Below are 26,151 nucleotides of genomic sequence, written 5' to 3' on the forward strand. Positions count from 1 at the left end.
CTACTCCACGAGGCACGACATCTACGTCCTCACCCGGTACGACGACGTCCGGGCCGCCACTGGCGACTGGCGGTCGCTGACCTCGGCGAAGGGTGTGGCCCTCACGGACGAGTTCAACGAGCAGCTCGTGGGGTCGGTCCTGGCGTCCGACCCGCCCGAGCACAACGCGCTGCGGGGGATCCTCTCCGAGAAGCTCGCTCCCCGGGGCCTGGCGAAGGTCCGTGACCAGATCAGCGCCGACGCCCACCGGCTGGTCGCGGACTTGGTGGCTCGCAGGACGTTCGACGGGGTGGCCGACGTCGCACGAGTCTTCCCCGTGAACGTCGTCGCGGATCTCGTTGGCCTGCCCGTGGAGGGCCGGGAGAAACTGCAGCCCGGCGCCGACGCGACGTTCGCGGGATTCGGGCCCTTCAACGACTACGTCATGGCGCACCTGCCGCACCTGCAGGCGTACACCGAGTGGATGGGCACGATGGCCGACCGGTCCAAGCTCACCCCCGGCGGCTGGGGCGAGGCGGTCATGGACGCCGTCGACGAAGGCCGGCTCACTCAGCTCGGTGCGATCAAGACCTTGAGCGCGTACCTGGTGGCCGGCATGGACACCACCGTCAACGCGATCAGCGCCCTGATGCGGCTCTTCGCCGAGCGGCAGGACGTTTGGGCGGCGGTCAAGGCCGACCAGCGCCTCGCACCTCAGTTCTTCGAGGAGGTCTTGCGGCTCGAGACCCCGGTCGTCGGCTTCTTCCGCGTCGCGACGCGGGAGATCACCTTCGGCGGGTCCGTCGTCCCGGCGGGCGCGAAGGTCCTTCTGCACTGGGCGGCGGCCAACCGCGATCCGGCGAAGTACCCGGACCCCGACACCTTCCACATCGACCGCAAGCCCCTCGACCACGTCGCTTTCGGCTACGGACCGCACGCCTGCACGGGACAGGGATTGGCGCGCATGGAAGCAGCGGCCCTCCTCGAGGCACTCGCCACGCAGGCCAGCACCATCGAACTGACCGGAGACCCCGTCCGCGGCCGCAACCCCGTCGTCCGCGGCTACGAATCCGTCCCGCTGCGCGTCACCCCGGAGAAGCCAGCATGATCATCGAAGTCGACCGCGCTGTCTGCGAAGGCCACGGGCTCTGTGAGCAGACCTCACCAGAGATCTTCGAAGTCGACGAAGAAGGCTACTCCAGGGTGCTGGTAGGAGAGATCACCCCAGACCTGCGCGCCGCCGCTGAGTCGGGCGCACGCGCCTGTCCGGTCGCCGCGCTCTTCCTGCTGCGGAGCTGAAGCTGATAATGGTTGCCGACGGTCCACCTGAGGCTCGACCGCTGGCGAGCACGCTTGAGCATCGTGTGCGGCAGGCGCACCACGCTCATCACAGAGACCACGCCCAAGGGCTTGGTGGGCCGCAGAATGCGGCGACCCGGTCGCCCCCTATGAGTTAGTGATACTGGGCGAGAGTTTGAAGAGTTGTTCGGCGTTACCGTGGGCGATGTCGTGGCGTGCGGGCTCGGGCAGGTCGGAATGCTCAAGAAACGCGACGGCGTCGTCCTGGGGCAGGAACGGGTAGTCCACGGAGTAGATGATGCGGTCGGTGCCCAATACGTCGGCGCAATAACGCAATTGAGCCTGGCTGAACATGCCACTCGGGGTGAGGTAGGCGTTAGCGCGGACGTAGTCGCTGATCGGACGTTCGAGGCTGGTCGCGCGTTGGGGCAGGGTGTCGTCGAGGCGGTCGAGGAACCAGGGAATCATTTCTCCCCAGTGACCCAGGATGACCTGTAGGTCGGGGTACCGGTCAAACACTCCGTGCAGCACGAGGTGCAGGAAGTGCAGGCCGGTCTCGACGTGCCAACCCCAGGCTGCGGTCTGGAGCCGGGTCGCCACGATCGGGTCGAGCCCGACGTAACTGGTGTCGGTGGTGCCTCGGGGCGGCGGCGCGGGATGGAGGTAGATCGGAACCTGCAGCTCGGCGGCGGCGCGCAGGACCGGGTCGAATTGTGGCTCGGAGAGGAACCGCTCGCCGGTGCGGCCGTGGATGAGGGTGCCGACAAGGCCCAGCTCGCCCACGGCGCGGCGGAGCTCGTCGCCCGCGGCCTCGGGGGCTGCTGTGGGGAGCGCCGCGAAACCCGCGAACCGGTCGGGATGGCGCGCGATCGCGGCCGCGAGACGGTCGTTGACCGCCGGCACCAGCTCGCGTGCGTCGGCGGCGGGGAGAAGCTGGGTCGACAGGCACGACAGGACCTGGACATCGATGCCACAGGCATCCATCGCCGCGAGGCGCCCAGAGTCGAGGTCGGCCAGGTCCTCGAGGCTAGGACTGTGAGGCAGCCCGCTGCCCGGCCCGTACGCTGCCCGAAACCCGGGGCTCAATCGATTCATCTCTGCCGCGCCGGCGGCGGCGACGGCCGGGTCGCCGAAATGCTCTTCAATCGTGATCAGCCGCATGACTGTTCCTTTCGTATCGTGGTGGCTCATTGCGCACCCGAGCTGGTGCGTCGCCCGGCGCCGTGGGCGGTCCCGGCAGCCCGGCCATCGCTTGTCGTCGGGTTGGCGCGTTCGAGCGACAGTGAGGCAGGGCGGCGTATATGCTGAGATCTGCTGCTTCAGCCGGAGGTTCCCGGCAGCAGGCCTCTCCACCGGTCAAGGGAAGGCCTGGCAACCCGCGCGGCTCTCACACTCTCATCAGCCCGCCGTCGGCAACGATGGTTTGGCCGGTCAGGAAGCCGCAGTCGTCGCTGGTGAGGAAGGCGACCGTGCCCAAGATATCGGCCGCGGTTCCGACGTGTTTAATGGCTTGCATGTTGGCCACCATCTCCAGCATGTCGTCGCCGATGTTCGACTGGCCGCCCGGGGTTCGGGAGGCGGTCGGGCAGATCGCGTTGACGGTAATTCCAAAGGGCGCCAGGTCGGTGGCCAGCGCGCGGGTGAAGCCGATGACGCCGCCCTTGCTGGCCATGTAGTGCGTCAGTCCCGGCACCGCCAGCCCTAGGGAGTTGGACGCGAAGTTGACGATTCTTCCCCAGCCGGCCTCGCGCATGCCCTGAGCCACCAGCTTGGCCATAAGGAACTGCGAGTCCAGGTTGATGGCTTGGGTGCGCTTCCACTGCTCGAAGGTCAGCTCGAAGAAGTCCTGGAAGGGGAAGACCCCGGCACAGTTCACCAGGATGTCGGCGTTGGCGGACAGGGCGGTCATGGAGTCGGCGGTGGCCGCGACCGCATCCGGATTGGACACGTCCGCGGTCACGCAGATCACCTTGCGTTGCTGGGCCTCGACGTCGGAGGCGGTCTCCTGCGCATCGTGGAGGTCCACGGCGACGATGTCGGCGCCCCGTCGCGCCAGCTCGACTGCGATGGCGCGGCCGAACCCGGAGGCGGCCCCGGTGACGACCGCGACCCGCCCGGAATGTGTACCCATCTCATCAACCTCTTTCTTGGCGCTCGGAGTCGGTGAGGGACTTAGAAGGGAAGGGCCCGCTGTGCGGCTTCGACGGTCATCCAGCGGATTTCGGTGAAGTCGTCGAGGGCGTCGAGTCCTGACCGTCCCCAGCCGCTGTTCTTGGTTCCGCCGTTGGGAGCGTGCGGTTCGTCGTTGATGGTCGGGGAGTTGACGTGCACGGCGCCGGAGTCGATACGGCTGCAGATGCTCATGCCGCGGGCGGGATCTCCGGTGAGGACCGAGAACGACAGACCGTAGGGGTTGGCGTTGACCAATGCGATGCCTTCCTCGTCGTTGTTGATCGGCCGGACCACCAGGACGGGACCGAAGGTCTCCTCACACGACAGCTCGGCGTGGTCGGGGACGTCGACCAGCACAGTGGGGGCGAACAGACGACCGTCATGGGAGCCGCCGACATGTACTCGAGCGCCGTCGCGGACGGCGCCCTCGATGGCCGCGCGGGTACCGGAGAGGGCGGCGTCGTTGATCAGTGGGCCGATCACCGTGCTCGGGTCGCTGGGGTCTCCGATGGGCATCGCCTGCGCGATGGCGGTGAGTTTGTCCAGGAACGATTGGTACACGGACTGCGCCACCAGGACGCGGCGGGCGTTCATGCAGATCTGGCCCTGGTGGAAGAAGGCGCTGAAGGCGACGGTCTTGGCGGCGTGGTCGAGGTCGGCGTCTTCGGTGACGACGATCTGGTTGTAGCCGCCGAGTTCCAGCACGCTGCGCTTGAGTGCCTGTGCGGCTCGGGCAGCAACCACTCGCGCGGTCTTTGCTGACCCGGTGAAGTACAAGCATCGGACCGCGGGATTGTCGTAGAACTCCTCGGCGACTTCCGCCGCAGCGGCGCCAGCGTGGGTGACGACGTTGACGGTGCCCGCCGGGAACCCGGCGTCATGAAGGATCTCGCCGACCAACAGGCCGGCGGTCACCGGTGCCTCTTCCGACGGTTTGACGACGACGGTGTTCCCGGCGACGAGGGGCGCCACGACCGCGCGCCAGGCCAGGCAGTGCGCGCCGTTCCAGGGTGTGAAGCTCGCGACCACGCCTAATGGCTTACGTTCGGCGGTCGCGATCGTGCCGGGGTAGTCACTGCGGAGCAGTTGCCCGTGCGGGTGATACACCCAGCCCGCTGCGGCGCGCAGCAGGCTCACCGACCAGCTGAGCTGGAAGTAGCCGAAACCGGCGCCAGAGCCGGTCTCGTCGGCCAGCATCGCCACGATCTCGGGGGTGCGGCTCTCCAGGATGTCCGCGGCTTTGGCGAACAGGGCCTGCTTGTGGGCCGGGGCCATGGCGGCCCAACCTGGTTGCGCCTGGTGCGCCGCTGCCACCGCGCGGGCCATGTCCACGCGCGAGCTGGCCGGCACGCGGGTGACGATCGAATTGTCGAGAGGGTTGGTCACGTCGAAGGTGGCGCCGTCGGCGGCCTCGAGCCATTCCCCGCCAATCAACTGGGCGCGGGTGCGCGTGGTCGATTGCGGCTGCGCCGGTGGGCGGGAGGTCGATGCCGTGATGCTCATGGGCGCTCCTGGGATTGATCGTGGCATTGGTCGTCGACGTTCAGGCATGTGGCGGGGAGGCTGGTGGTCGGGCAGGCCGACGCAGCCGTACTCGATCTCGCGGCCGAGTGCGCCTTCGGGTCCGCCTCCGAGGACAACTGCGGATTGCCGGACGAGGTGGCGGTCGGACGTCCCGCGGCGAGAGCGGCGCGGTAACCCTTGAGGGCTGGCCGCCTCAGCGCTCGCTGTGGGAGCCGGTCATGAGCGATGCGAGGTCCTCGGGGTGGAGGAACGACGGGGGTGGCGGCGGTCCCCAGCGATAGAGCCCGGAGGCGCCTTCGAAGTCCTCTGGGGTCCAGGTCTGGTCGTCGACGATGGCGTCCATGTCCGAGTAGTACTCGGAGAAGTTGCCGGCGGGGTCCTTGAGGTACCAGAAGAAGTTGGACCCGACGTGGTGGCGCCCGAGGCCCCAGATGTGGCGTTCGGGGTGTCCTTCGAGCATGGCGGTGGCGCCGCGGCCGACGTCGTCGACGTCGTCGACCTGCCAGGAGGTGTGGTGCATGAAGTCCACCGGCGCGGGCAGGACGAGCACGTTGTGGTGGTCGGTGGAGCAGCGCATGAACGTCGACAGGCCCGGGACCTGGTCGGAGAGCTTGAACCCGAGTCCGTCGAGGAAGAAGGCACGGGTGGTGTCGTAGTCGGTGGAGCCGAGCACGAAGTGGCCGAGCTTGCGGGGGGTCACGGCGCCGACGCGCAGGATGCCGGGGGCGCGGGTGTTCTCCCGTTCGAGGCGCCCGACGCCGTTGTAGGGGGTGGGTTCCTGGCGGGGTTGTTCGAGACGAGGAAGGACCTCGACCACACCGCGGGCACCGGAGACCGGTTCGTAGGTGGTGACGGTGTTCTCACCCCGTCCGACCTTGTAGTTGTGGCGGGCCAGCGAGGCCGCGATACGGCCGAGGTCGTCCTGGTCGTCGGCGGCGATCCGGAACTCCACGAGCTGCCGACGCGGAGCCGCGACGAGTTCGAGCTGCTCGCCGCCGTGGGTGGTCGCGAACGCGGTGCGGGACTCGTCGCTGCGGGTGAGCCCGAACTCGTCGTAGTAGGCCGCGGTCTCGGCGACGTTCGGGACCCCGACGGTGAGCTTGGCGACGCGGTGCAGGCTCATGGGATTCTTCCTCCCTGGTGGGGTCGTACTGACGGTCGGTGCCGGGTCACACGGCAGTGATCGCGCCGGCGTGGCGGCGGTGACCGATGACCGAGGTGGTGTGGTGCCCGGTCGCGCGGAGGGCCTGGCGGGCCTGGGCGGTGCCGGCAAAACGGAGGAACTCCGCAACTGGGATGCCGAGACGCTCGGCGGCCAGCGCGAGGGTGCCGGCTTCGCCCTCGGACAATTCGATAGTCAGATGCACGACGGCCTCCTGGATGCGGGCTCGAGGTGGTCGAGGTCAGGTCCCGGCGTGAGCGACGAAGCGGTGGCGCATCGTTCCCACGCGCTCGATCCAAGAGGTCAGCACGTCGCCGTCAGCGAGGAACTGCTGCGGGTCGCGGCCTTGCCCGACTCCGGCAGGGGTGCCGGTGAAGATCACGTCTCCGGGCAGCAGCGGGGTGATCGCCGAGAGCTTCGCGACGAGTTGAGGGACGGTGAAGACGAGGTCGGCGGTGCTGCCCTTCTGCACGCTGATGTCGTTGACCTCGCAGCCCAGCGCGATGCTGTCGCGGTCGACGAACTCATCGGGGGTGACCAGGGTGGGGCCGAGGGGGCTGTAGCCGGGGTAGGACTTGCCCATCCCGAACTGCGGGGGCGCCGCCGCGAACTGGGTGCTGCGATCGGAGATGTCCTGGCCCACGGTGACGCCGGCGATGTGGCTCCACCCCTGGGATTCCGCGGCGTGGTGGGCGCGGTCTGCGATGACGGCGACGAGCTCGACCTCCCAGTCGACGTTGCCTGGGGAGAGGGTGATGTCGCCGGTCGGGCCGGTGAAGCTGGAGACGTACTTGGTGAACACCACCGGTTCGGTGGGCAGCTCGAAGCCCGATTCGGCGGCGTGGTCGCGGTAGTTCAGCCCGATCGCGAACACCTGAGCCGGACGTGGGACCACGGCCCGCAAGCTGTCCTGGCTGATCGGCTGGGCCGCCTCGAGGGGCGCCTCGGCGGCCCAGCCGCGGAATTCGGCCCACCGCTGGTAGACCGCCTGGGGGTCGGCCGAGAATCGGCCCTCGCTGGCGGCCTCCACGTCCACCCCGCGCGGGGCCTCCGATGAGCCGGCGGGGTCGAGCAGCACCAGGCGGCCCCCGCTGTTCGCGATACGCATTGGTCTCTCCTCGATAAACGCGTGACCGACAGCGAGACGTCCAGCGCTCGCGCGGCGACATCGGCCAGGCGGTAGCGGAACTCGGATGGTCGGGGGGACGCGGGTGGTGGGTGTGAACGAGTACTTCAGACCAGCGCGGTGACGCCTTCCTGGATGCCGAGCAGGCTGCGCCCGTAGACCTCACCGGAGATGGCGGGATTGACCACGGCATGGCGGCTGGCGGTCTCGGAGTCCCGCCAGATGCGCTGCAGCGGGCTGGACTCGGCGAAGCTGGAGGCGCCGTGGGCCGAGACCAGGACCCGGATGGCTTCGCGGGCCTGCTCGACTGCCCAACCGGTGTCGGCGCGGACGCGCGCGCGGGCGTGATAGTCGGGGTAGGTGCCGGTGCGGGCGGCCTCGTCGATGTCGGCGGCGGCCCTGTAGGCGTGCAGGTGCGCGGAATCGATGAGCATGGCCGCCTTCGACACCGCCAGCTGCACAGTAGGCGCCTCGACCTGCGTTTCGTAGAAGGTGTAGGAGATCGAGCGCTTCGGGGCCTTCTCCAGCACCAGCTCCAGCGCTGCCTGCGCCAGCCCGAGCTGCGGGCCGGCCAGGATGAGCGAGGCGACCGGGATGTAGGCCGAACGGTAGAGCGCTTCGTCGGTGTGCTCGGTCCCGTAGCGCCCCTGCACGGCCGCGGGAACGGAGATGATGCGGTGATCGGGGACGAACACGTCCTTGGCAACCAGGGTGTTCGACCCGGTGCCGCGCATTCCCGCGACGTACCAGGTGTCCTCGATCATCAGGTCGGACATCGGGATGGCGGCGAAGCCCTGATCGACGATCTCGCCCATCTCATTTGGCATCGGGATCCCGACCTGGCCCCACTGGGAGTGCAGGCACCCTGAGGCCCATCCCCACTTGCCGGTCACCCGGTACCCGCCGTCGACCCTGGTGGCGTCGGCGGTCGGGGCGAACACCCCAGCCACCCGCACGTCGATGTCCTCGCCCCACACGTCGCGCTGGGCCTGGTCGGGGAACAGGCCCATGAACCAGGAGCACACGTTCATCAGCGAGGTGACCCACGAGGTCGACCCGCACCCACGAGCGAGCTCGCGGGAGACCTCCAACTTCGTGCGGAAGTCGGTCTCGTAGCCCCCGAGTCGCTTGGGCTTCATGATCCGGAACAGTCCGGCTTGGTCGATCAGGTCGATGTTCTCCTGCACCACCCGTCGGGCGGCCTCGGTCTCGGGCGCGTTGCGTGCAAGGACCGGCACGATCTCTCGGGCGCGGCCCACCAGCTCGGCGCGCAGCTTGCGGGCCTCCTCGGTGGTGCCGGGGCGGTCCAGAATGATCTCGGACATCGGACACTCCTTAACTGGATTGACGAGCAAGGAACCGCCGGCCCTCACCAGGGCCGGCCGATCAGGGCTCAACCGCCGGCGCGCCAACGAGCGCCGAGTGGGAGCCGAACGTTCGCCGGGCGTAGACCAGCGGGAGCGCGGGCGTGCTCTCGGCCCGCACGACCCCGCCGAGCAGGATCACGTGGTCGCCACCGGCAACCTCTTGCTCGATGTCGGCGACCAGCCAGCCCGCGACGCCTGCCAGGCGCGGCATCCCGGTGTCCCATTCCCACGACGCGTCGGCGAACTTGTCCGGCCCGCTGCGCGCGAACGTCGTCGCCGTCTGCGCCTGATCGTGCGCGAGGACGTTGATGCCGAGCCGGCCTGACCTACGGGCGTGGGCCAGCAGCGCCGAGTCACGGTCAAGCGCCACCGACACCATCGGAGGCTCCAGCGAGAGCGAGGCGAAGGCGCTGACCGTGGTGCCGTGCGCGGCGCCTTCGGCGGTCCGAGTGCTGATCACCGTTACCGGAGCGCAGACACCGCCCATCAGCTCGCGGAACTCCTGCGGTTCGACCCTTCCTCGGTCAGGGCCCCCACTCGCGGTCATCCGTACCTCCCGGCGCTGTGACGCTGCTCATCACCGTGACACGCAGCGGGTCTGACTCACAAGAGAAATTTCGAAATTAGGCGCTGTCGACCTTGAGTAGCTATCATGTTTGACATGGCTGCAGGATCGAGCACTCGGGGCGAGGCTGTCTTCGGCGCGCTGCGGAGCGACATCCTGGCCGGACGGCTCACGCCGGGGGCGCGGCTCCCATTCGCAGATCTGTGCGCCCGCTACGGTGCGAGCACGGGGGTGCTGCGCGAGGGTCTGTCCCGGCTCGTGGAGCAGGGGCTGGTCCGACTGGAGCCGCAACAGGGCTACCGCGTGACTCCCCTTTCCGAGCAGGATCTGGTCGACCTCACCGAAGCGCGGGTGCAGATCGAGACCCTGGTGCTCTCTGCCGCCATCGCGGAGGGCGACCTGGCCTGGGAGTCACGGCTGACCGCGCTGCACCACACGCTGTCGAAGACGCCTCAGGTCGACCAGGCCGACCCGGCACGCTTCAGCGAAGCCTGGACCAGAGCCCACGCCGACTACCACGCGGCGGTCCTATCCGGTTGCGGAAATGCCCGCCTGCGGGGTCTTGCCGATGGCCTGCGCGCCTCCGCCGAGCTCTATCGACAGTGGTCACGCCCCCTGGGTCAGGACCACCACCGCGACATCGCCGGCGAGCACCGCGCCCTGCTCGACGCCGTCCTGGCCCGCGATACCGACACCGCTCTCGCCGTGCTCACCGCGCACATCCAACACACCAGCGCGGTCCTCCTGGACCACACCACCACCGAGGACGACAAGCGCGTCGCAGGGTGACACCCGACAGCGCGAGGAGAAGCTCATCACCACTGCAACCACCATCCGTGGCGTACACGTGTTCGGGCCAGACGGGGACGCATCCTCCCCCTCAGACGTAGTGCTGAGAGACGGGGTCATCGACGACATCGCGCCGGCCGAGTCCGTCACGCCCGTCGGCGACGTCGTCGAAGGCCACGAACACAGCCTCATCCCGGGCTTGATCGACACCCATGTCCACCTCACTGACCAAGGCGAACTCGAGGCGACCGCACGGGCGGGAGTCACGACCGTCGTCGAGCTGGGCACCCACCCCGACGAGCTGATCGATGAACTACGACGGGAAGCCCCGCGCGGCAGAGGCAGCGATGTCGTCTCGGCCGGCTCGGCGGCCTCCGCCCCGGGCAGCACACAGACCACCGCCATGGGCTTCCCCATCGAGAGCGCAGTGACCGACCCGGGAGACGCCGAACGGTACCTGAGCTGGCGCGTCGACCACGGCTCCGACCTGATCAAGATCATCGTCGAGGATCCCGACGCGACCGACGTACCCGCCCTCAGTCCCGAGACCCTGGCCGCGCTCGTGGACGGTGCTCACCGCCGCGGTCTACTCACCGTCGCCCACGTCGTCACCGCGCAGTCCTTCGCCCGCGCCCTGCACGCCGGCGTTGACGTCCTTACCCACGCTCCACTGGATCGCGTCCTCCCCCCGGGCGTGCTCGAGGACATGCTCGCCGCCGGTGTGGTCGTCTCGCCGACCCTGGTCATGATGCGCACGGTGACTCGGGCGCGCCTCGGCGCGCGCGCCGAAGAGGCCTTCGCGACGTGCCTGCAAGCCGTGCGCGAGATGTATCGGGCCGGTGTGCCCATCGTGGCCGGCACCGACGCCAACAACACCCCGTTCGCCCCGGTCGCCCATGGCAGCTCCCTGCACGAAGAGCTCGGCTGGCTACGCCAAGCCGGAATGACCGCACGCGAGGCACTGAATGCGGCGACCGGACGAGCTGCTCAAACATTCCGGCTCACTGATCGAGGCGAGGTCGCGGTCGGGCAACGCGCCGACCTCCTCCTGGTCCGCGGGGCCATCAACACGGACCTCGACACCCTCGCCGACCCGGCCGGAGTCTGGTTGGCTGGTTCGCGACTCGTGTGATCCCTGATGAGAGTTGACCTCCCGGTTTGTCCGGAGAGCTCAACGTGACCTTCAACCGTCCAACGGATCCGGACGGCGGACCCGAAGCGCTGGCGGGGATCGGACAAGACATGGTGCGCGACTCTCCGGCTCGCCCGGACGCTACACGGGCAAACCCATGGAAGATGCTCGTGCTCGGAGCCGACGAGCGCTACCTGCCCATGGCGAACGGCCGCCTGCCTCCAACCAGCGTCGACCGGACCAGGATGACCACGGGGTGCCGGGACCCCTGCGCAACGCCCTGGACCGGTTGAGCGGCGGGCACATGCGGGAGTCAGCGAAGGCGGGATCATCCGTTAACGAGACAGGCTCGTTCAGCCGACATCGACGGCGCTGGACTGCGCGTCGCCGGGTCCCGCTGCTGATCATCGACGAGGTCGGCTACGCTGCGTACGTGGTCGCCCGGCCTCAGGAGGCGGTGCTCAGTTGGGCGAAGCCACCTCAGCGCGCCGGCCACGGGAAACCACGACCTGCCCTCGCTCGGCGAGGAGAGCAACAGCTCGGTGGGCCGTACTGAAGGCCACCCGATACTGAGCGGCAAGGTCCTTGATCGTCGGAAGTGCATCGCCCGGCTTCAGGACCCCGCACCGGATCGCCGCGTCCAGGTCAGCCGCGATCTTCTTGAAGGGATCGATCGGCGCCTCCTCGGGCGGCGCCGGCAGCGCTGGAGCGCTGATCGCTGTGACGCCGCCCCCGCGCACCAGGTTCGGGAGGTCGGGCATGCGCGCTGCCAGCGAGCTCGACGCACGTTGATCAGCCTCGGCCACCCATGCGCTATACACGCGCAGCGTCGTCGCTCCTCCGCCACCGTGACCCAATCGTCCGGCAACCGTCCGGATATCGACACCGCCGCTGATGAGCTCAGTCGCCGAGTAGTGACGGAGCTGGTGTAGGTGCATGGCGTACCCGAGTCGGGCGCACATGCGGGAGTAGCGCTGGGTTGCGGTACCGGGCTTCGGCCAACTCGACCCGTCGGGGTCGGTCGAGAACACGAGCCCGTCCTCGGGCAGCGCGATCTCGAGAGCGGCTGCCTGCTCAGCGCTGTGGACGAGGAAGGCGCGAAGAAGCGCGAGCGTCTGCGCGTCGAGGACGATGCGGCGCTGCTGGTGGGTCTTCGTGTCCTTCTCCCACGTCCGGCCTCCGACCTCGGCGATGCTCGACCGAATGATGAGCACGCCCGTGCCGAAGTCGATTCGGTTCCAGCGGAGCGCGCAGAGCTCGCCACGCCGAGCTCCGGTGGTCATCGCCAGCCACACGAACAGACCCCAGGTCGGGTCCTTCCACGCCTCCGAGGCGATGCGGGCCGCCTGCGGCGCCGTCGGCGGCTCGGGGTTCGGCGCCGGCACCGTCGGCGCGACGGCCTGGGCTACGGGGTTCGTGCCGACCCACTCCCACCGCACTGCCAGGGCGAACGCTCCGTTGAGGAGATTGTGGGCATGGCGGATCGTCCCCTCGCCCAACGGTCGACAACGGTGCGGTAAGCAACGCTGATCGCACTGGTGCTCGACATGCGTGCGGTGATCGACGATTGCTCGACCGCCTCGGCAGTGCACGCGGCACCGCCGGAGCTCGGCGTAGAACGAGTCCAGGGCCTCGCCGCGCACACGGCCGACCTGCTGATCGCCGAGTAGCGGAGCGATGTGGTTCCGCACGAGACCCTCGTAGCCCTGACGCGTCGAGGGCTCGACCCGCACGATCTCCAGGTAGCGCTTCATCAGCTGACCGACTGTCGCAGTCGTCTTCGGCTGGCGTCCTGCATCGACCTCCGCGAGCAGGCGGGTCCTCACCTTCTCGGCCTGGGCGGCGGCCCGCGGGCCGGCGGGCACCGTCTCGGTGAGGTGGTGTCGCTTGCCGGTGACGGGGTCCGCCCCGGCGTACACGCGGACCCTCAGCGCCCCGCTAGGCAGCTCCTCGACCTCGCCCCGCTGGCGCCGGCGGGCCCCCTGCTTCGTGGCCATGGAGCCAAGTTAGAGCGCATCCGGCTCCACGTATAGCTCCACGTGGCCGCATGAAGGACGGCCGACAAGCTTCTGACCTGCGTGGGCGCGGCAGGATTCGAACCTGCGACCGACGGCTTGTAAGGCCGGTGCTCTTCCGCTGAGCTACGCGCCCCGGTCCGGAGCGAACGGGGACTTCGCCCGCCGAGAGGCAGCGAACAGCACGTTCGCTCCGGAGGCGAGGGAGTTCTACGCCAGCTGCTTCAGCGCGTCGCGCCAGCCCTGCTGGTCGCGGGCGTCGCCGGGGCCGTTCTGCTCCGCGAAGCGCACGACGCCGTCCTTGTCGATCAGGAAGGTGCCACGGAAGGCGAAGCCGAGGTCCGAGCTGAAGACGCCGTACGACTCGGAGACGGCGCCGTGGGGCCAGAAGTCGGAGAGTAGCGGGAACTCGTAGCCCTCCTGCTGCGCCCAGACCTTGAGCGACCAGGTCGTGTCGCACGAGACGCCGAGCACCTGCACGTCGTCGTTCTGGAAGGACGAGAGGTCGTCGCGCACCGAGCACAGCTCGCCGGTGCAGATGCCCGAGAACGCGAAGGGGTAGAACACCAGCAGGACGGCCCGCTCGCCGCGGAAGTCCTTGAGGGAGACCTCCTGGCCGTCCTGGTTCTTGAGCGTGAAGTCGGGGGCCTGCGAGCCCACCTCGACGGTCATGTGGACCTGTCTCCTGTCCGTCCGGGTCACCGAAACCCGGTCAGCGTATCGAGGAGCGCAGGTCAGCGACGTCGCTGGGCGGACGTCTTGGGGGCGACGAGGCGCGTGCCGACCCAGCCCTCGGACAGGCTGATGTTCGAGGTCTGCGACAGCCCCGCCGTCGGGGCGGCCTCGGCGATGTCGGAGGGCTCGACGTGCCCCTCGTTGCCGGTCTTGGGGGTGAGCACCCAGATCACCCCCTCCTCGGTCAGCGGCGAGCGCGCGTCCATCAGGGTGTCGACGAGGTCGCCGTCCCCGTCGCGCCACCAGAGGAGGACGACGTCGACGACCTCCTGGGCGTCCTCGTCGAGCAGATCCTCGCCGCAGCGGTCCTCGACCGCAGAGCGGATCTCGTCGTCGACGTCGGAATCCCAGCCCAGTTCCTGAACGATCATGCCCGGTTCGATGCCGAGCTTGCCGGCGAGATCGGACTTGTCCGAATCCCCCGTGGCCGCGACCACGCGCTCTGCCTCCTCCTCGTCCGTGGGTCACGTGCGGCGCACATCACCCCGTGTGAAGCGCTAAGCGAACACGGCGACCGGAGATGGCGCAACCAGCCACGCGGGAGACGGAGCCCGCGGAGCTCGACCATCGATGGAGTCAGGGCGTGTGTCCGCACGACGAACACGGCGAACCGGGGCCCACCCGGGCTACCGACGAGTAGACGTGACGGCGAGGTCAGGGCGGGTGACGATGGGGTGACCAGAGAACATCAGCGAAGGCACAAGCGGGACAGCGACGCCACGGACCACCGGGCAGAATCGGTTCCGAACCGGCCACGAGCCCGCGATCCGGACTCGGCCGCGCGCCGTCGACGAACCAGCGACAGGGAGAGCGATCCGTGACCACCCACAAGGGCACCGCAGGCGCGGACACCGGCCGGGTCCACATCATCCGCGACGGGCTCTCGTCGCACCTGCCGGACATCGATCCGGACGAGACGTCCGAGTGGATCGAGTCGTTCGACGCGATGCTCGAGGGGCAGGGCGAGCAGCGCGCCCGCTACATCATGCTGCAGCTGCTCCAGCGCGCCCGTGAGCGCCGGGTCTCAGTGCCGTCGCTGTACTCGACGGACTACGTCAACACCATCCCGACCGACCAGGAGCCCTGGTTCCCGGGCGACGAGGACACCGAGCGCCGCTACCGCGCGTGGATCCGGTGGAACGCGGCGGCGATGGTGCACCGCGCGCAGCGCCCCGGCGTCGGCGTCGGCGGCCACATCTCGACCTACGCCTCGGCGGCCTCCCTGTACGAGGTCGGCTTCAACTGGTTCTTCCGCGGCAAGGACCACCCCGGCGGCGGCGACCACGTCTTCTTCCAGGGCCACGCCTCCCCCGGCATGTACGCCCGCGCGTTCCTCGAGGGACGCCTCGGCGCCCAGCACCTCGACGGCTTCCGCCAGGAGCTCTCCCACGCCGGCCCCGGCGGCGGCCTGCCGTCGTACCCGCACCCGCGCCTCATGCCGGCGTTCTGGGAGCACCCCACGGTGTCGATGGGCCTCGGCCCGATCAACGCGATCTTCCAGGCGCGCTTCGACCGCTACCTGGGCAACCGCGGCATCAAGGACACCAGCCAGCAGCACACCTGGGCGTTCCTCGGCGACGGCGAGATGGACGAGCCCGAGTCGCGCGGCGCCATCCACGTCGCCGCGGCCGAGGGTCTCGACAACCTGACCTTCGTCATCAACTGCAACCTGCAGCGCCTCGACGGCCCGGTGCACGGCAACGGCAAGGTCATCCAGGAGCTCGAGTCGTTCTTCCGCGGCGCCGGCTGGAACGTCGTCAAGGTCATCTGGGGCCGCGAGTGGGACCGGCTCCTGCACGCCGACCGCGACGGCGCCCTGATCAACCTGATGAACACCACGCCGGACGGCGACTTCCAGACCTATAAGGCCAACAACGGCGCCTACGTCCGCGAGCACTTCTTCGGGCGCGACCCGCGCACCAAGGACCTCGTCAAGGACCTCTCCGACGCCGACGTATGGAACCTCAAGCGCGGCGCGCACGACTACCGCAAGGTCTACGCGGCCTACCAGGCGGCGATGGAGCACCAGGGCCGCCCGACGGTCATCCTCGCCAAGTCGATCAAGGGTTACACGCTCGGACCGACGTTCGAGGGCCGCAACGCGACCCACCAGATGAAGAAGCTGACGCTGCAGGACCTCAAGACGTTCCGCGACGAGGTCCGCGTGCCGATCAGCGACGCCGAGCTCGAGCGCGACCCCTACCTGCCGCCGTACTACCACCCGGGCGCCGACGCCCCGGAGATCGAGTACATGCTCGAGCGCCGCCGCCAGCTCGGCGGCCCGCTGCCCGAACGCCGCCTGCGCAACAAGCCGCTGGTGCTGCCCGGCGACAAGGTCTACGACGTCGTCAAGCGCGGCTCGGGCAAGCAGGAGATCGCCACGACGATGGCGTTCGTCCGCCTGGTCAAGGAGCTCACGCGCGACGCGGAGGTCGGCAAGCGCGTGGTGCCCATCATCCCGGACGAGGCGCGGACCTTCGGGATGGACTCGTTCTTCTCCAACCTGAAGATCTACAACCCCCAGGGCCAGCTCTACACCTCGGTCGACCACGACCAGCTGCTCGCCTACCGCGAGTCCGAGGCCGGCCAGCTGCTGCACGAGGGCATCAACGAGGCCGGCTCGGTCGCCTCGTTCACCGCGGTGGGCACGTCGTACGCCACCCACGCCGAGCCGATGATCCCGATCTACATCTTCTACTCGATGTTCGGGTTCCAGCGCACCGGCGACGGCATCTGGGCGGCCGCCGACCAGATGGCGCGCGGCTTCCTGCTCGGCGCGACGGCCGGGCGCACGACGCTGGTCGGCGAGGGCCTGCAGCACAACGACGGACACTCGCTGCTGCTCGCGGCCACCAACACCGGCGTCGTCGCCTACGACCCGGCCTACGCCTTCGAGATCGGGCACATCGTGCGCGACGGCCTGACCCGCATGTATGGCGAGGCCGACCCGCACCGCGACCCGAACGTCATCTACTACCTCACCGTCTACAACGAGCCCTACCAGCAGCCCGCCGAGCCCGAGGGTCTCGACGTCGACGGCCTGCTGCGCGGGCTCTACCGCTACGCCCAGGCCCCCGGCGGCCCCGGCCCCCGCGCGCAGATCCTCGCGTCGGGCGTCGCGATGCCGTGGGCGCTCGAGGCGCAGCGGATGCTGGCCGAGGAGTGGGGCGTGCAGGCCGACGTGTGGTCGGCGACGTCGTGGGGCGAGCTGCGCCGCGACGGCGTCGCGTGCGACGAGCACAACCACGCCCACCCGGACGCCGACCCGCGCACGCCGTACGTCACCGAGGCCCTCGGCGACGCCGCCGGCCCCGTGCTCGCCGTGTCGGACTGGATGAAGGCCGTGCCGGACCTGATCCGCAAGTGGGTCCCCGGCGACTTCACGGTGCTGGGGACCGACGGGTTCGGGCTCTCCGACACGCGGCCGGCGGTCCGGCGACACTTCGGTGTCGACGCGGAGAACATCACGGTCGGCGTGCTCGCGGCGCTGGCCCGGCGCGGCGAGGTCGGGCGCGACACCGTCGTCCGGGCGGCCGAGCAGTACCGCATCGACGACCCGCAGGCCGCGGGCCCGCAGACCTCCGATTCCGGGGTGGCCTGAGGCGACCGGTGGGGCGTGGGGTGATCGTGCAGTGACCGTTCGTCGCGAGATCGGCGATCGGGGCTGGTGGTCGGCCCCGTCCTTCCGGATAGGCTGTCGACGTCACGCCGCTCGGACGCCCCCGGACTGTTCGAGTGACGCGACTCCGACGTAGGGAGCCCCGGCTCCGGCGGCGGATCTGAAGGTCGGGGCGGAAGATCATCGCCTCGTGACATCGGTATGAGGAGCAGGAATGGCAGAAGGCACCGTCAAGTGGTTCAACAGCGAGAAGGGCTTCGGCTTCCTCGCTCCCGACGGTGGTGGCGCTGACGTGTTCGTCCACTACTCGGCCATCCAGGCCCGCGGCTTCCGCACCCTGGACGAGGGTCAGCGCGTCTCGTTCGACGTCGAGCAGGGCCAGAAGGGCCTGCAGGCCGTTCAGGTCACGCCGCTGTAAGGCAACTCAGCGGAGTTACCTCTCGAAAACGGGGGCGGTGCGTCGGGAGACGCGCCGCCCCCGTCGTGTGTCCGGGTCAGGCCGTGGTGACGACGACCAGGTCGGCGCCGGCGGGGACCGCGTCGAACCCGATCGCCCCGGTGCCCGTGATCTCGAGGCTGTCGCCGGCGACCGCCTCGCCCAGCGAGCCCCGGGCGACGTGCACGTGGCGGAAGGCGCCGTCGCCGGGCGTCCAGCTCGCCCCGGCAGCGACGTGCGCGACCGTCACGGTCACCCCCGGGCGACGCAGCGGTAGGACGAGCCCGCCCGAGACGCGGTGGTGGGTCAGCGACGGCTCCCCGGGCGGCGGGTCGTCCAGGCCCGGGGCCACCCAGAGCTGGACGAGGTGCGCGGGGCCGTCGGGCGACGCCCGCTCGTCGTGGTGCCAGCCCGTGCCCGCGACGAGGTGCTGCAGGGTGCCGGCGGGCACGAGCGTCTCCGCGCCGTCCGGGCCCGTGTGGATCATCGTGCCCTCGACGACCCAGGCCAGGATCTCGACGTCGCGGTGCTCGTGGGCGCCGTAGGCGACGCCGGCGTCGAGGGTGTCGTCGTTGTGCGCGACCAGCGCGCCGAACGAGGTGCGCTCCGGGTCGTAGTGGGGCCCGAACGACAGCCCGTGCCGCGAGCACACGCCCCCGCCCTCGGTGACGGAGCGGTCGCTCGCGAGCAGGCGTCGGACGGCAGGCATCCGTGCCATGCTCCCCGGTCGTGAGCAGTGTGGCGGTGTCGGGGCGGTCCGCCCCGGTACGCAAGACCACCCTGCGCCGCATCGAGAAGGCGTCCGGCGACATCGCCGCCGCCGGGGTCGCCGCGATGGCCGAGCGCCTCGGCTGGTTCGGGCGCCTCACCGCCGAGCAGCGCTCCGGGGTCCTGCTCGTGACCCAGACCGGCACCGGCAACTTCGTCGCCTGGCTGCGCGACCCCGACGCCACCCCGCGCCTGACCGCCGAGGCCTTCCGCTCCGCCCCCCTCGACCTCGCGCGCCGGGTGACGCTGCGCCAGACCGTCGAGCTGGTCCGCATCGCCACCGAGGTGTTCGAGGAGCGCATCCCGCTCCTGGGTGCCGACGACGACGAGCGCGCCGCGCTCGTGCACGCCGTGCTGCGCTTCGGGCGCGAGGTGGCGTTCTCGGCGGCGACGGTCTACGCCAGCGCCGCCGAGGCCCGCGGCGCGTGGGACGCCCGGCTGGAGGCGCTCGTCGTCGACGCGGTGGTGCTCGGCGAGGCGGAGGCGACGCTGCTCTCGCGCGCGTCGGCGCTCGGGTGGGACCCGGCGGTCGAGGCGACGGTCGTCGTCGGGGAACCGCCGTCGGAGGAACCGCCCGAGCCCCTGCACGCCGTGCGGCGCGCGGCGCACCGGGCGGGCGCGACCGTCCTGCTCGGCACCCACGGCGCGCGCCTGGTGATGATCGCCGGGCCCGGGGCGCCGCTGGCGGAGCTGTCGGCGTCGTTCGGGCCGGGCGCGGTCGTCACCGGCCCGACCGTGGCCGGGCTGACCGCCGCGCACCGCAGCGCCACCGCCGCGCTCGCCGGGCACCGCGCGGTGCGGGCCTGGCCCGGCGCGCCCCGCCCGGTCGCCGCCGACGACCTGCTGCCCGAGCGCGTCCTCGACGGCGACACCCACGCCGTCGACCAGCTCCGCCGCGAGGTCGCCCGGCCCCTGCGCGACGCCGGCGGGGAGCTCGCCGCGACCGTCGAGTGCTACCTGGACGCCGCCGGAGTGCTCGAGGCGGCGGCCCGGCAGCTCTTCGTGCATCCCAACACCGTGCGCTACCGCCTGCGCCGCGTGGCCGAACTCACGGGCGTGCATCCCGCCGAGGCGCGCGGTGCGCTGGTGCTGCGACTGGCGATCGGCCTCGATCGGCTGCACCCGGACGGTTCCGTCGGATGAGCCCTGACCAGGGCGGACACGCCACGACCGGAGGGCTCGCGCCAGGTGTGTGAGCCAGGGCATTGTGGGAACTCGACAACGGCGATGGAGCCGACTTCGTCGCCGCGGCACCTTCGGACCGACCCCGACCCGTGATGAGGTGGCAGGCGTGATCGCGATCCTCGCTCCCGGCCAGGGCGCCCAGAAGCCCGGCATGCTCGCCCCGTGGCTCGACCGTCCCGAGGCCCGCGGGCGGCTCGAGGCGTTCTCCGACGCCGCCGGGCTCGACCTCGTCCACCTCGGCGTGGAGGCCGACGCGCAGGCCATCGAGGACACCGCCGTGACCCAGCCGCTGCTCGTCGCCTCGGCGCTGCTCGCCTGGGACCAGCTGCGCCTCGAGGTCTCCGTGCCCGACACCGCGCTCGTCGCCGGGCACTCCGTCGGCGAGCTGGCGGCCGCCGCGATCGCCGAGGTCATCGACGCCGAGCAGGCCGTGGCCCTGGCCGCCGTGCGCGGCAGGGAGATGGCCGCCGCGTGCGCCCAGGAGCCGACGACGATGGCCGCGGTGCTCGGCGGCGACGCCGACGCCGTGCTCGCCCGCCTCGCCGAGCTGGACCTCGAGCCCGCCAACCGCAACGGCACCGGCCAGGTCGTCGCCGCCGGCCGCAAGGAGGCGATCGAGCAGCTGGTCGCCGAGCCGCCGGAGGGGGCGCGCGTGCGGTCCCTGTCGGTCGCCGGCGCCTTCCACACCCGCTTCATGGAGCCCGCCGAGAAGGCCCTCGGCGAGTGGGTCGCCGAGCACCGCGGCGAGCTCTCCCCCGCCGACCCGTCCCACCCGCTGCTGCAGAACGCCGACGGCGCCGTGGTCACCAGCGGGTCGGAGTTCCTCGAGCGCCTCGTCGCGCAGGTGACGCGCTCGGTGCGCTGGGACTCCTGCATGGACACCATGCGCGAGCGCGGCGTCGGCGCCGCCATCGAGCTGACCCCCGCGGGCACGCTCACCGGGATGGTGAAGCGCCAGATCAAGGGGACGCCCACCCACAACGTCAACACGCCCGACGACCTGGAGAAGGCCGTACAACTGATCGAGGAGCACGCATGAAGCTCCAGCTGACCCCCCAGGCCGCGGGCGCCCGCATCCTCGGGCTCGGCAGCATGCAGCCCGACAGGGTCGTCACCAACCACGACCTCGAGAAGATCGTCGAGACGAACGACGCGTGGATCCAGAGCCGCGTCGGCATCGTGGAGCGCCGCTTCGGCGACGAGAACGACTCCGTGGTGTCGATGGGCGTCGAGGCGGGGTCGAAGGCCCTGGCCGACGCCGGCCTGGCCCCCACCGACCTCGACGCGGTCATCGTCGCGACCTGCACGATGTCCAAGCCGATCCCGAACGCCGCCGCGCAGACCGCCGACCGCATCGGCGTCAACGGCATCGGCGCGTTCGACGTCAACACCGCCTGCGCCGGCTTCTGCTACGGCGCCGGGCTGGCGGGCGACATGATCCGCTCGGGCACCGCCAAGCACGTCCTGGTGATCGGGTCGGAGAAGCTCTCCGACTGGCTCGACATGCAGGACCGCTCGACCTGCATCATCTTCGCCGACGGCGCGGGCGCGGCGGTGATCGGACCGGCCGCGACCGAGGACGAGGTCGGCGTCGGCCCGGTCGTCTGGGGCGCCGCGGGCGACCTCGTGTCGACGATCCACATCGACGAGGGCGACGCGCTGCGCCAGGAGGGCCAGGCGGTGTTCCGCTGGGCCACCACCAAGATCGCACCGGTGGCCCTGCGCGCGGTCGAGGCGGCCGGCCTCACGCCCTCCGACATCGACGTGCTCGTCCCCCACCAGGCCAACCTGCGCATCGTCGAGGCCATCGCGAAGCGCCTGCGCCAGGTCGGGGGCCGCGACGACCTGCGGGTCGCCGACGACATCCAGTACTCCGGCAACACGTCCTCGGCCTCGATCCCGATGGCCATCGACCACATGCGCGGCGCCGGCCGCGTGAAGTCCGGCGACGTCGCGCTGCTGGTCGGCTTCGGTGCCGGCCTGTCCTACGCGGCGCAGGTCGTGGTCCTGCCGTGAGTGTCCCGACCTGATCTGCCCTACGGTGCCGACCCGGGCACTGCCGTCCAGAAGAACCGCACGAAGAAAGGGAGCCCGTGGCGACCAACGAAGAGATCCTGCCCGACCTCGCGAGCATCGTCGAGGAGGTGGCCGGCGTCGACGCCGCGGAGGTGACCTCCGAGAAGTCGTTCGTCGACGACCTGGACATCGACTCGCTGTCGATGGTCGAGATCGCCGTGCAGGCCGAGGACAAGTTCGGCGTGAAGATCCCGGACGACGAGCTCGCGAAGCTCACCACCGTCCAGGACGCCGTCGACTACATCTCCAACCACTCCTGAGGGGCGACTTCGTGAGCAGCACCGGCCAGGGGGTCGTCGTCACCGGCATGGGCGCGACGACCCCGCTCGGCGGCGACGTCGCGACCACCTGGGACGGCCTCCTGGCCGGTCGCAGCGCCGCCTCGAAGATCGACGAGGACTGGGTCGACACCTACGAGCTGCCCGTCAAGATCGCGTCGCAGCTCGCCGTCGAGCCCACCGAGATCCTCAAGCGCGTCGAGGCCCGCCGCCTCGACCGCAGCGAGCAGACCGCGATCATCGCGGCGCGGGAGGCCTGGCAGCACGCCGACCTCGGCGACTACCCGAACGCCGAGGGCGGGTCGCCCAAGGTCGACGCGCTGCGGCTCGCGGTCATCGTCGGCACCGGCATCGGCGGGGCGCTGACCCTGCTGGGCCAGGACGACATCCTCGAGCAGCAGGGCCTGCGCAAGGTCGCGGTCCTGACCATCCCGATGCTCATGCCCAACGGCCCGGCCGCGCACGTCGGCCTGGAGTTCGGCGCGGCGGCGGGCGTGCACGCGCCCGTGTCGGCCTGCGCGTCGGGCGCCGAGGCCATCGCCTGGGGCTGGCGGATGCTGATGGCCGACGAGGTCGACGTGGTCGTGGCCGGGGGCACCGAGGCGTGCATCCACCCGATCACGCTCGCCGGCTTCAGCCAGGCCCGCACCATGGCGCTGCGCAACGACGAGCCCGAGCGCGCCTCCCGCCCGTTCGACACCGGCCGCAACGGCTTCGTGCTCGGCGAGGGCGCGGGCATGGTGGTGCTCGAGCGCGAGGAGTTCGCGGCCGCCCGCGGGGCCACCGTGCACGGGCGCCTCGCCGGCATCGGCACCAGCGCCGACGCTTACCACATCACCGCGCCGGACCCCGAGGGCACGGGCCAGTCCCGCGCCATCGCCGCGGCCCTGCGCACGGCGGGTCTCGAGCCCTCGGACATCGGTCACGTCAACTGCCACGCCACCGCCACCAGCGTCGGCGACGTGGCGGAGACCGTGGCCGTGAAGAAGTCGATCGGCGACCACCCGGTGCTCACCGCGCCCAAGGGCTCGCTGGGTCACCTCCTCGGCGCCGCCGGTGCCGTCGAGGCGATCTCGACGATCCTCTCGGTGCGCGAGGGGCTCATCCCGCCCACCGCGAACCTCGAGGAGCTCGACCCCGACGTCACCCTCGACGTCGTCGCCGGCGAGGCCCGCAAGCAGTCGCTGGACGCCGCGATCAGCGACTCCTTCGGCTTCGGCGGGCACAACGTGTGCCTGGCGATCACGCCGGCCTGACCCTGTTCGAGCGATGCGGCGTTGCTGGCGTCTGACGCCGGCGACGCCGCATTCTCGTGTCTCTAGCAGGGCGAGCGCAGCTGGCTCCCCGGTCGCGGGTCGAGCAGGCGAGGCTGGCCGCCCGAGGTCTCGACGACGGCGCTGATCTGCCAGCACAGCCGCGGCACGCGCACGTCCGGGGGCGCGACCGCGGGGTCCTGCGTGGTGACGTAGCCCAGCGGCACGACGAGCTCACCGCCGGCCACGGGGTCGATCCGGCGCACCACCACCGAGCCGACCTTCTGGGTGCGGGCGGCGTCGGCGAAAGCCGTCGGGTCGATCCGCGCCTCGGGCACGAGCGTGCCCCGGTAGGCGGCGAGGTCGCCCGCGTTGCGCGCGTCGGTCCAGCGCTGCAGGACGTCGCGCACGGCGCCCGACTCGGGGTGGACCGCGGCGGCGGGCGAGAGCACGACGGCCGGCGGACCCGCCGACCCGTCCTCGGGCAGCTCGGCGCCGACGAGCACCGGCCCGGTGTCGCCCACCGCGGCCCGCCCGACGGCCGCCGCGCGGGCGCCGAGCAGCGCCCCGGCCACCATGACCATCACCAGCGCCAGGACGAGGACCACGGGCAGGACGATGCCCGGGCGCAGGCGGTCCGCCAGCGCGCCGTCACGGAACCGCCCGAGCATGCCGTCCAGCCTGCCAGCCTCCCCCGACGCCCTCGGGGGGCGTCCTCCGTCGGCGGGAGTCAGCCGACCTGGTGCAGCCGCGCGGGCGCCACACCCTCGCCGGCGAAGCGGAACTCCTCGAGCGCGTCGTCCCAGCGCGTGCCGAGCAGGTCGTCCATGCGGCGGGTCAGCGACTCCCGCGTGGTCGCCCCGGCGAGCGCGGCGCGCACCTGGTCCTCGCCGAGGACGATGTCGCCGTTCGCGCTGGTGCGCCCGTGCCAGAGACCCAGCCCGGGGACGTGACTGAAGCGCTCGCCGTCGGTGCCCGGCGAGGGATCCTCGGTCACCTCGAAACGGACCATGCCCCAGGCGCGCAGCGCCGTCGCCACACGCGCCGCGGTGCCCGCGGGCCCGGCCCACGACACCTCGGCACGCGCCGACCCCGGCGCCGCCTCCTGGGCGGTCCAGTCCAGCACGACTCGAGCGTCGAGGACGCTCGAGATCGCCCACTCGACGTGCGGGCAGACCGCAGACGGCGACGAGTGGACGTAGATCACGCCACGGGTGCTCACTGCTGACCTCCGACTCGACGAGAAGCGTCTTCCCCAACGTCCTCGTGCGATGACAGAGATCGAACCGATCACAACCGCCGTGCAGTGTGCACCGTGATGCTCTTGTGGCGCCAGTGTCACCGGATCCCGGGCGTGTCGGCGGCCGCGATCCGTAGAGTCAGGTGACCGTGACCGAGGATGACCGCCCGCACACGGACGGTGCCCGGTTCCGCGACGTCCTCGCCGACCCGCAGTTCTTCGCACTGTGGCTGGCCCAGCTGCTCTCGGTGCTCGGCGACCAGGTGGCCCGGGTCGCGCTGGCGGTGCTCGTCTTCACCGAGACCGCGTCGGCCGGGCTCACCGCGCTGACCTACGCGCTGACGTTCCTGCCCGACCTCGTCGCCGGCCCCCTGCTCTCCGGCATCGCGGACCGGGCGCCGCGGCGGCTGACGATGGTGGTCAGCGACCTCCTGCGCGCCGGCGTCCTCGCGCTCATGGCAGTGCCGGGGATGCCGTTCTGGGCGCTGTGCGTGCTCGTGGTCGCCGGCCAGCTCATCGCCGCGCCCTTCGCCGCCGCCCGCGCCGCGATCCTGCCGCACGTGCTCACCGGGGAGCGCTACGTCGTCGCCTCGGCGGTGTCGGGGACGACGTACCAGAGCGGGCAGGTCCTCGGGTTCGCGCTCGGCGGCCCGCTCGTCGCCCTGGTCGGGGTGCCGACCGCGCTGCTCGCCGACGCGGCCACCTTCGTGGTCTCGGCGGCGATCCTGCAGCTCGGAGTGGCCGAGCAGCGGGCGACCGGGGGGTCGGAGAGCATCGCCGGGCTCCGGGACGGCGCGCGGATCGTCCTGGGCGACCGTCGCCTGCGCGCGCTGGTGGCGCTCGCGTGCGTGTCCGCGTTCGTGGTGACGATCGAGGGGCTCGCGGCGCCCTACGCGGCGGCACTCGGCGGCGGCCCGGTCGCGGTGGGCCTGCTGCTGGCGGCGAACCCGCTCGGCGCGGCCCTGGGCATCGTGGTGATCGCACGGCTGGTCCCGCCCGGGCGGCGCGACCGGCTCCTCGGCCCGCTGGCGATCGCCTCGTGCGTGCCGCTGATCGCCTCGGCGCTCGATCCGTCGCTGGGCGTCGTCGTGGCCCTGTGGGTGGTGTCGGGGCTGGCGTGCGCCTACCAGGTGCCAGCGAACGCGGCCTTCGTCGCCGCGGTGCCCGACGCCCACCGCGGGCAGGCCTTCGGGCTCGCCGTGACCGCCCTGCGCGTCACCCAGGGCCTGGGCGTCCTGCTCGCGGGTCTGCTCGCGGAGGCGACGGGTCCGGCGCGCGCGGTGGCCGCGGCGGGCGTCGTCGGTGTGCTCGTCGCGGCGGGGTGCGCGCTCGCGTGGTCGCGGGCGCGCGGGGGTGAGCGGCGTGGGTGAGCGAGGGACGCCCTCGCTGCGTGGGGCGCAGCGAGGGCGTCCCTCGCACCACCGCGGCGGG

At 71.0% G+C, this 26,151-nt stretch carries 26 protein-coding genes and 1 tRNA gene; 12 read left to right on the forward strand and 15 right to left on the reverse strand.

Annotation, left to right across the window (positions count from 1 at the left end):
• Positions 1 to 127 precede the first annotated feature (127 nt).
• Positions 128 to 1,087 carry a cytochrome P450 gene (locus WCD58_RS13485; protein ID WP_337703550.1) on the forward strand — a complete coding sequence of 320 codons (960 nt, stop codon included), beginning with the start codon at positions 128 to 130 and terminating at the stop codon, positions 1,085 to 1,087.
• Complete coding sequence (locus tag WCD58_RS13490) at positions 1,084 to 1,278, forward strand: ferredoxin (protein WP_337703551.1); 195 nt, start codon at positions 1,084 to 1,086, stop codon at positions 1,276 to 1,278. Before WCD58_RS13485 ends, WCD58_RS13490 begins: the two co-directional genes overlap by 4 nt.
• 147 nt (positions 1,279 to 1,425) lie before the next feature.
• On the opposite strand, the gene WCD58_RS13495 is transcribed toward WCD58_RS13490, so the two are convergent.
• The 8 genes from WCD58_RS13495 to WCD58_RS13530 form a co-directional block, all read right to left on the reverse strand.
• A complete protein-coding gene (locus tag WCD58_RS13495; RefSeq protein WP_337703552.1) occupies positions 1,426 to 2,439 on the reverse strand; it encodes an amidohydrolase family protein in 1,014 nt (337 codons plus the stop codon).
• Between the two features lie 226 nt (positions 2,440 to 2,665).
• A complete protein-coding gene (locus WCD58_RS13500) occupies positions 2,666 to 3,409 on the reverse strand; it encodes an SDR family NAD(P)-dependent oxidoreductase (protein WP_337703553.1) in 744 nt (247 codons plus the stop codon).
• 41 nt (positions 3,410 to 3,450) lie between these two features.
• Positions 3,451 to 4,953 carry an aldehyde dehydrogenase family protein gene (locus WCD58_RS13505; protein ID WP_337703554.1) on the reverse strand — a complete coding sequence of 501 codons (1,503 nt, stop codon included), beginning with the start codon at positions 4,951 to 4,953 and terminating at the stop codon, positions 3,451 to 3,453.
• A 214-nt stretch (positions 4,954 to 5,167) separates the two neighbouring features.
• Positions 5,168 to 6,097, reverse strand: a complete 930-nt coding sequence (locus tag WCD58_RS13510; protein ID WP_337703555.1) for a VOC family protein — start codon at positions 6,095 to 6,097, stop codon at positions 5,168 to 5,170.
• Between the two features lie 46 nt (positions 6,098 to 6,143).
• On the reverse strand, positions 6,144 to 6,341 hold the full coding sequence (locus WCD58_RS13515; protein ID WP_337703556.1) for a hypothetical protein: 198 nt from the start codon (positions 6,339 to 6,341) through the stop codon (positions 6,144 to 6,146).
• A 36-nt stretch (positions 6,342 to 6,377) separates the two neighbouring features.
• Positions 6,378 to 7,214, reverse strand: a complete 837-nt coding sequence (locus tag WCD58_RS13520; RefSeq protein WP_337703557.1) for a fumarylacetoacetate hydrolase family protein — start codon at positions 7,212 to 7,214, stop codon at positions 6,378 to 6,380.
• A 155-nt stretch (positions 7,215 to 7,369) separates the two neighbouring features.
• A complete protein-coding gene (locus WCD58_RS13525) occupies positions 7,370 to 8,587 on the reverse strand; it encodes an acyl-CoA dehydrogenase family protein (protein WP_337703558.1) in 1,218 nt (405 codons plus the stop codon).
• Between the two features lie 61 nt (positions 8,588 to 8,648).
• Positions 8,649 to 9,176: a flavin reductase family protein gene (locus tag WCD58_RS13530; protein WP_337703559.1), complete on the reverse strand. Its 528-nt coding sequence runs from the start codon at positions 9,174 to 9,176 to the stop codon at positions 8,649 to 8,651.
• 114 nt (positions 9,177 to 9,290) lie between these two features.
• Between WCD58_RS13530 and WCD58_RS13535 the strand changes: the two genes are divergently transcribed.
• On the forward strand, positions 9,291 to 9,983 hold the full coding sequence (locus tag WCD58_RS13535) for a GntR family transcriptional regulator (protein WP_337703560.1): 693 nt from the start codon (positions 9,291 to 9,293) through the stop codon (positions 9,981 to 9,983).
• A gap of 100 nt (positions 9,984 to 10,083) precedes the next feature.
• The gene (locus tag WCD58_RS13540) at positions 10,084 to 11,115 is read left to right on the forward strand and encodes an amidohydrolase family protein (RefSeq protein WP_337703561.1); all 1,032 of its coding nucleotides are present in this window, start codon (positions 10,084 to 10,086) and stop codon (positions 11,113 to 11,115) included.
• 461 nt (positions 11,116 to 11,576) lie between these two features.
• On the opposite strand, the gene WCD58_RS13545 is transcribed toward WCD58_RS13540, so the two are convergent.
• The 4 genes from WCD58_RS13545 to WCD58_RS13560 form a co-directional block, all read right to left on the reverse strand.
• The gene (locus WCD58_RS13545; RefSeq protein WP_337703562.1) at positions 11,577 to 13,112 is read right to left on the reverse strand and encodes a site-specific integrase; all 1,536 of its coding nucleotides are present in this window, start codon (positions 13,110 to 13,112) and stop codon (positions 11,577 to 11,579) included.
• Between the two features lie 82 nt (positions 13,113 to 13,194).
• A tRNA-Val gene (locus WCD58_RS13550) sits at positions 13,195 to 13,266 on the reverse strand.
• Between the two features lie 74 nt (positions 13,267 to 13,340).
• Entirely contained in the window at positions 13,341 to 13,802 is a 462-nt protein-coding gene (locus WCD58_RS13555; protein ID WP_337703563.1) for a peroxiredoxin, read from the reverse strand.
• Between the two features lie 62 nt (positions 13,803 to 13,864).
• Entirely contained in the window at positions 13,865 to 14,302 is a 438-nt protein-coding gene (locus WCD58_RS13560; protein WP_337703564.1) for a DUF3052 domain-containing protein, read from the reverse strand.
• A 380-nt stretch (positions 14,303 to 14,682) separates the two neighbouring features.
• Between WCD58_RS13560 and aceE the strand changes: the two genes are divergently transcribed.
• Both aceE and WCD58_RS13570 read left to right on the forward strand, forming a co-directional pair.
• The gene (aceE, locus tag WCD58_RS13565; protein WP_337703565.1) at positions 14,683 to 17,466 is read left to right on the forward strand and encodes a pyruvate dehydrogenase (acetyl-transferring), homodimeric type; all 2,784 of its coding nucleotides are present in this window, start codon (positions 14,683 to 14,685) and stop codon (positions 17,464 to 17,466) included.
• A gap of 232 nt (positions 17,467 to 17,698) precedes the next feature.
• Complete coding sequence (locus WCD58_RS13570) at positions 17,699 to 17,902, forward strand: cold-shock protein (protein ID WP_116710338.1); 204 nt, start codon at positions 17,699 to 17,701, stop codon at positions 17,900 to 17,902.
• Positions 17,903 to 17,978: 76 nt separating this feature from the next.
• Here the strand turns inward: WCD58_RS13570 and WCD58_RS13575 are convergent, their stop codons facing one another.
• On the reverse strand, positions 17,979 to 18,629 hold the full coding sequence (locus WCD58_RS13575; RefSeq protein ID WP_337703566.1) for a pirin family protein: 651 nt from the start codon (positions 18,627 to 18,629) through the stop codon (positions 17,979 to 17,981).
• 29 nt (positions 18,630 to 18,658) lie between these two features.
• Between WCD58_RS13575 and WCD58_RS13580 the strand changes: the two genes are divergently transcribed.
• From WCD58_RS13580 to WCD58_RS13600, 5 genes are all read left to right on the forward strand, one after another.
• Positions 18,659 to 19,831, forward strand: coding sequence for a PucR family transcriptional regulator (locus tag WCD58_RS13580; RefSeq protein ID WP_373696225.1), 1,173 nt, complete (start codon positions 18,659 to 18,661; stop codon positions 19,829 to 19,831).
• A gap of 148 nt (positions 19,832 to 19,979) precedes the next feature.
• Positions 19,980 to 20,912 carry an ACP S-malonyltransferase gene (locus WCD58_RS13585; RefSeq protein WP_337703568.1) on the forward strand — a complete coding sequence of 311 codons (933 nt, stop codon included), beginning with the start codon at positions 19,980 to 19,982 and terminating at the stop codon, positions 20,910 to 20,912.
• Complete coding sequence (locus tag WCD58_RS13590; RefSeq protein WP_337703569.1) at positions 20,909 to 21,889, forward strand: beta-ketoacyl-ACP synthase III; 981 nt, start codon at positions 20,909 to 20,911, stop codon at positions 21,887 to 21,889. Before WCD58_RS13585 ends, WCD58_RS13590 begins: the two co-directional genes overlap by 4 nt.
• Before the next feature lie 77 nt (positions 21,890 to 21,966).
• The gene (locus WCD58_RS13595) at positions 21,967 to 22,209 is read left to right on the forward strand and encodes an acyl carrier protein (RefSeq protein ID WP_116710334.1); all 243 of its coding nucleotides are present in this window, start codon (positions 21,967 to 21,969) and stop codon (positions 22,207 to 22,209) included.
• 11 nt (positions 22,210 to 22,220) lie between these two features.
• The gene (locus tag WCD58_RS13600; protein WP_337703570.1) at positions 22,221 to 23,483 is read left to right on the forward strand and encodes a beta-ketoacyl-[acyl-carrier-protein] synthase family protein; all 1,263 of its coding nucleotides are present in this window, start codon (positions 22,221 to 22,223) and stop codon (positions 23,481 to 23,483) included.
• Positions 23,484 to 23,545: 62 nt separating this feature from the next.
• Here WCD58_RS13600 and WCD58_RS13605 read toward each other — a convergent pair whose 3' ends face one another.
• Positions 23,546 to 24,151 (reverse strand): hypothetical protein, encoded by a 606-nt coding sequence (locus WCD58_RS13605; protein ID WP_337703571.1) that lies wholly within the window; start codon positions 24,149 to 24,151, stop codon positions 23,546 to 23,548.
• Between the two features lie 59 nt (positions 24,152 to 24,210).
• A complete protein-coding gene (locus tag WCD58_RS13610) occupies positions 24,211 to 24,702 on the reverse strand; it encodes a DUF3145 domain-containing protein (RefSeq protein WP_337703572.1) in 492 nt (163 codons plus the stop codon).
• A 167-nt stretch (positions 24,703 to 24,869) separates the two neighbouring features.
• On the opposite strand from WCD58_RS13610, the gene WCD58_RS13615 reads away from it, so the two are divergent.
• Positions 24,870 to 26,090: an MFS transporter gene (locus WCD58_RS13615; RefSeq protein WP_337703573.1), complete on the forward strand. Its 1,221-nt coding sequence runs from the start codon at positions 24,870 to 24,872 to the stop codon at positions 26,088 to 26,090.
• The last annotated feature ends 61 nt before the right edge of the window (positions 26,091 to 26,151 follow it).

Origin of the sequence: Actinomycetospora flava (assembly GCF_037400335.1) — a bacterium.
Taxonomy (GTDB): Bacteria; Actinomycetota; Actinomycetes; order Mycobacteriales; family Pseudonocardiaceae; genus Actinomycetospora; species Actinomycetospora flava.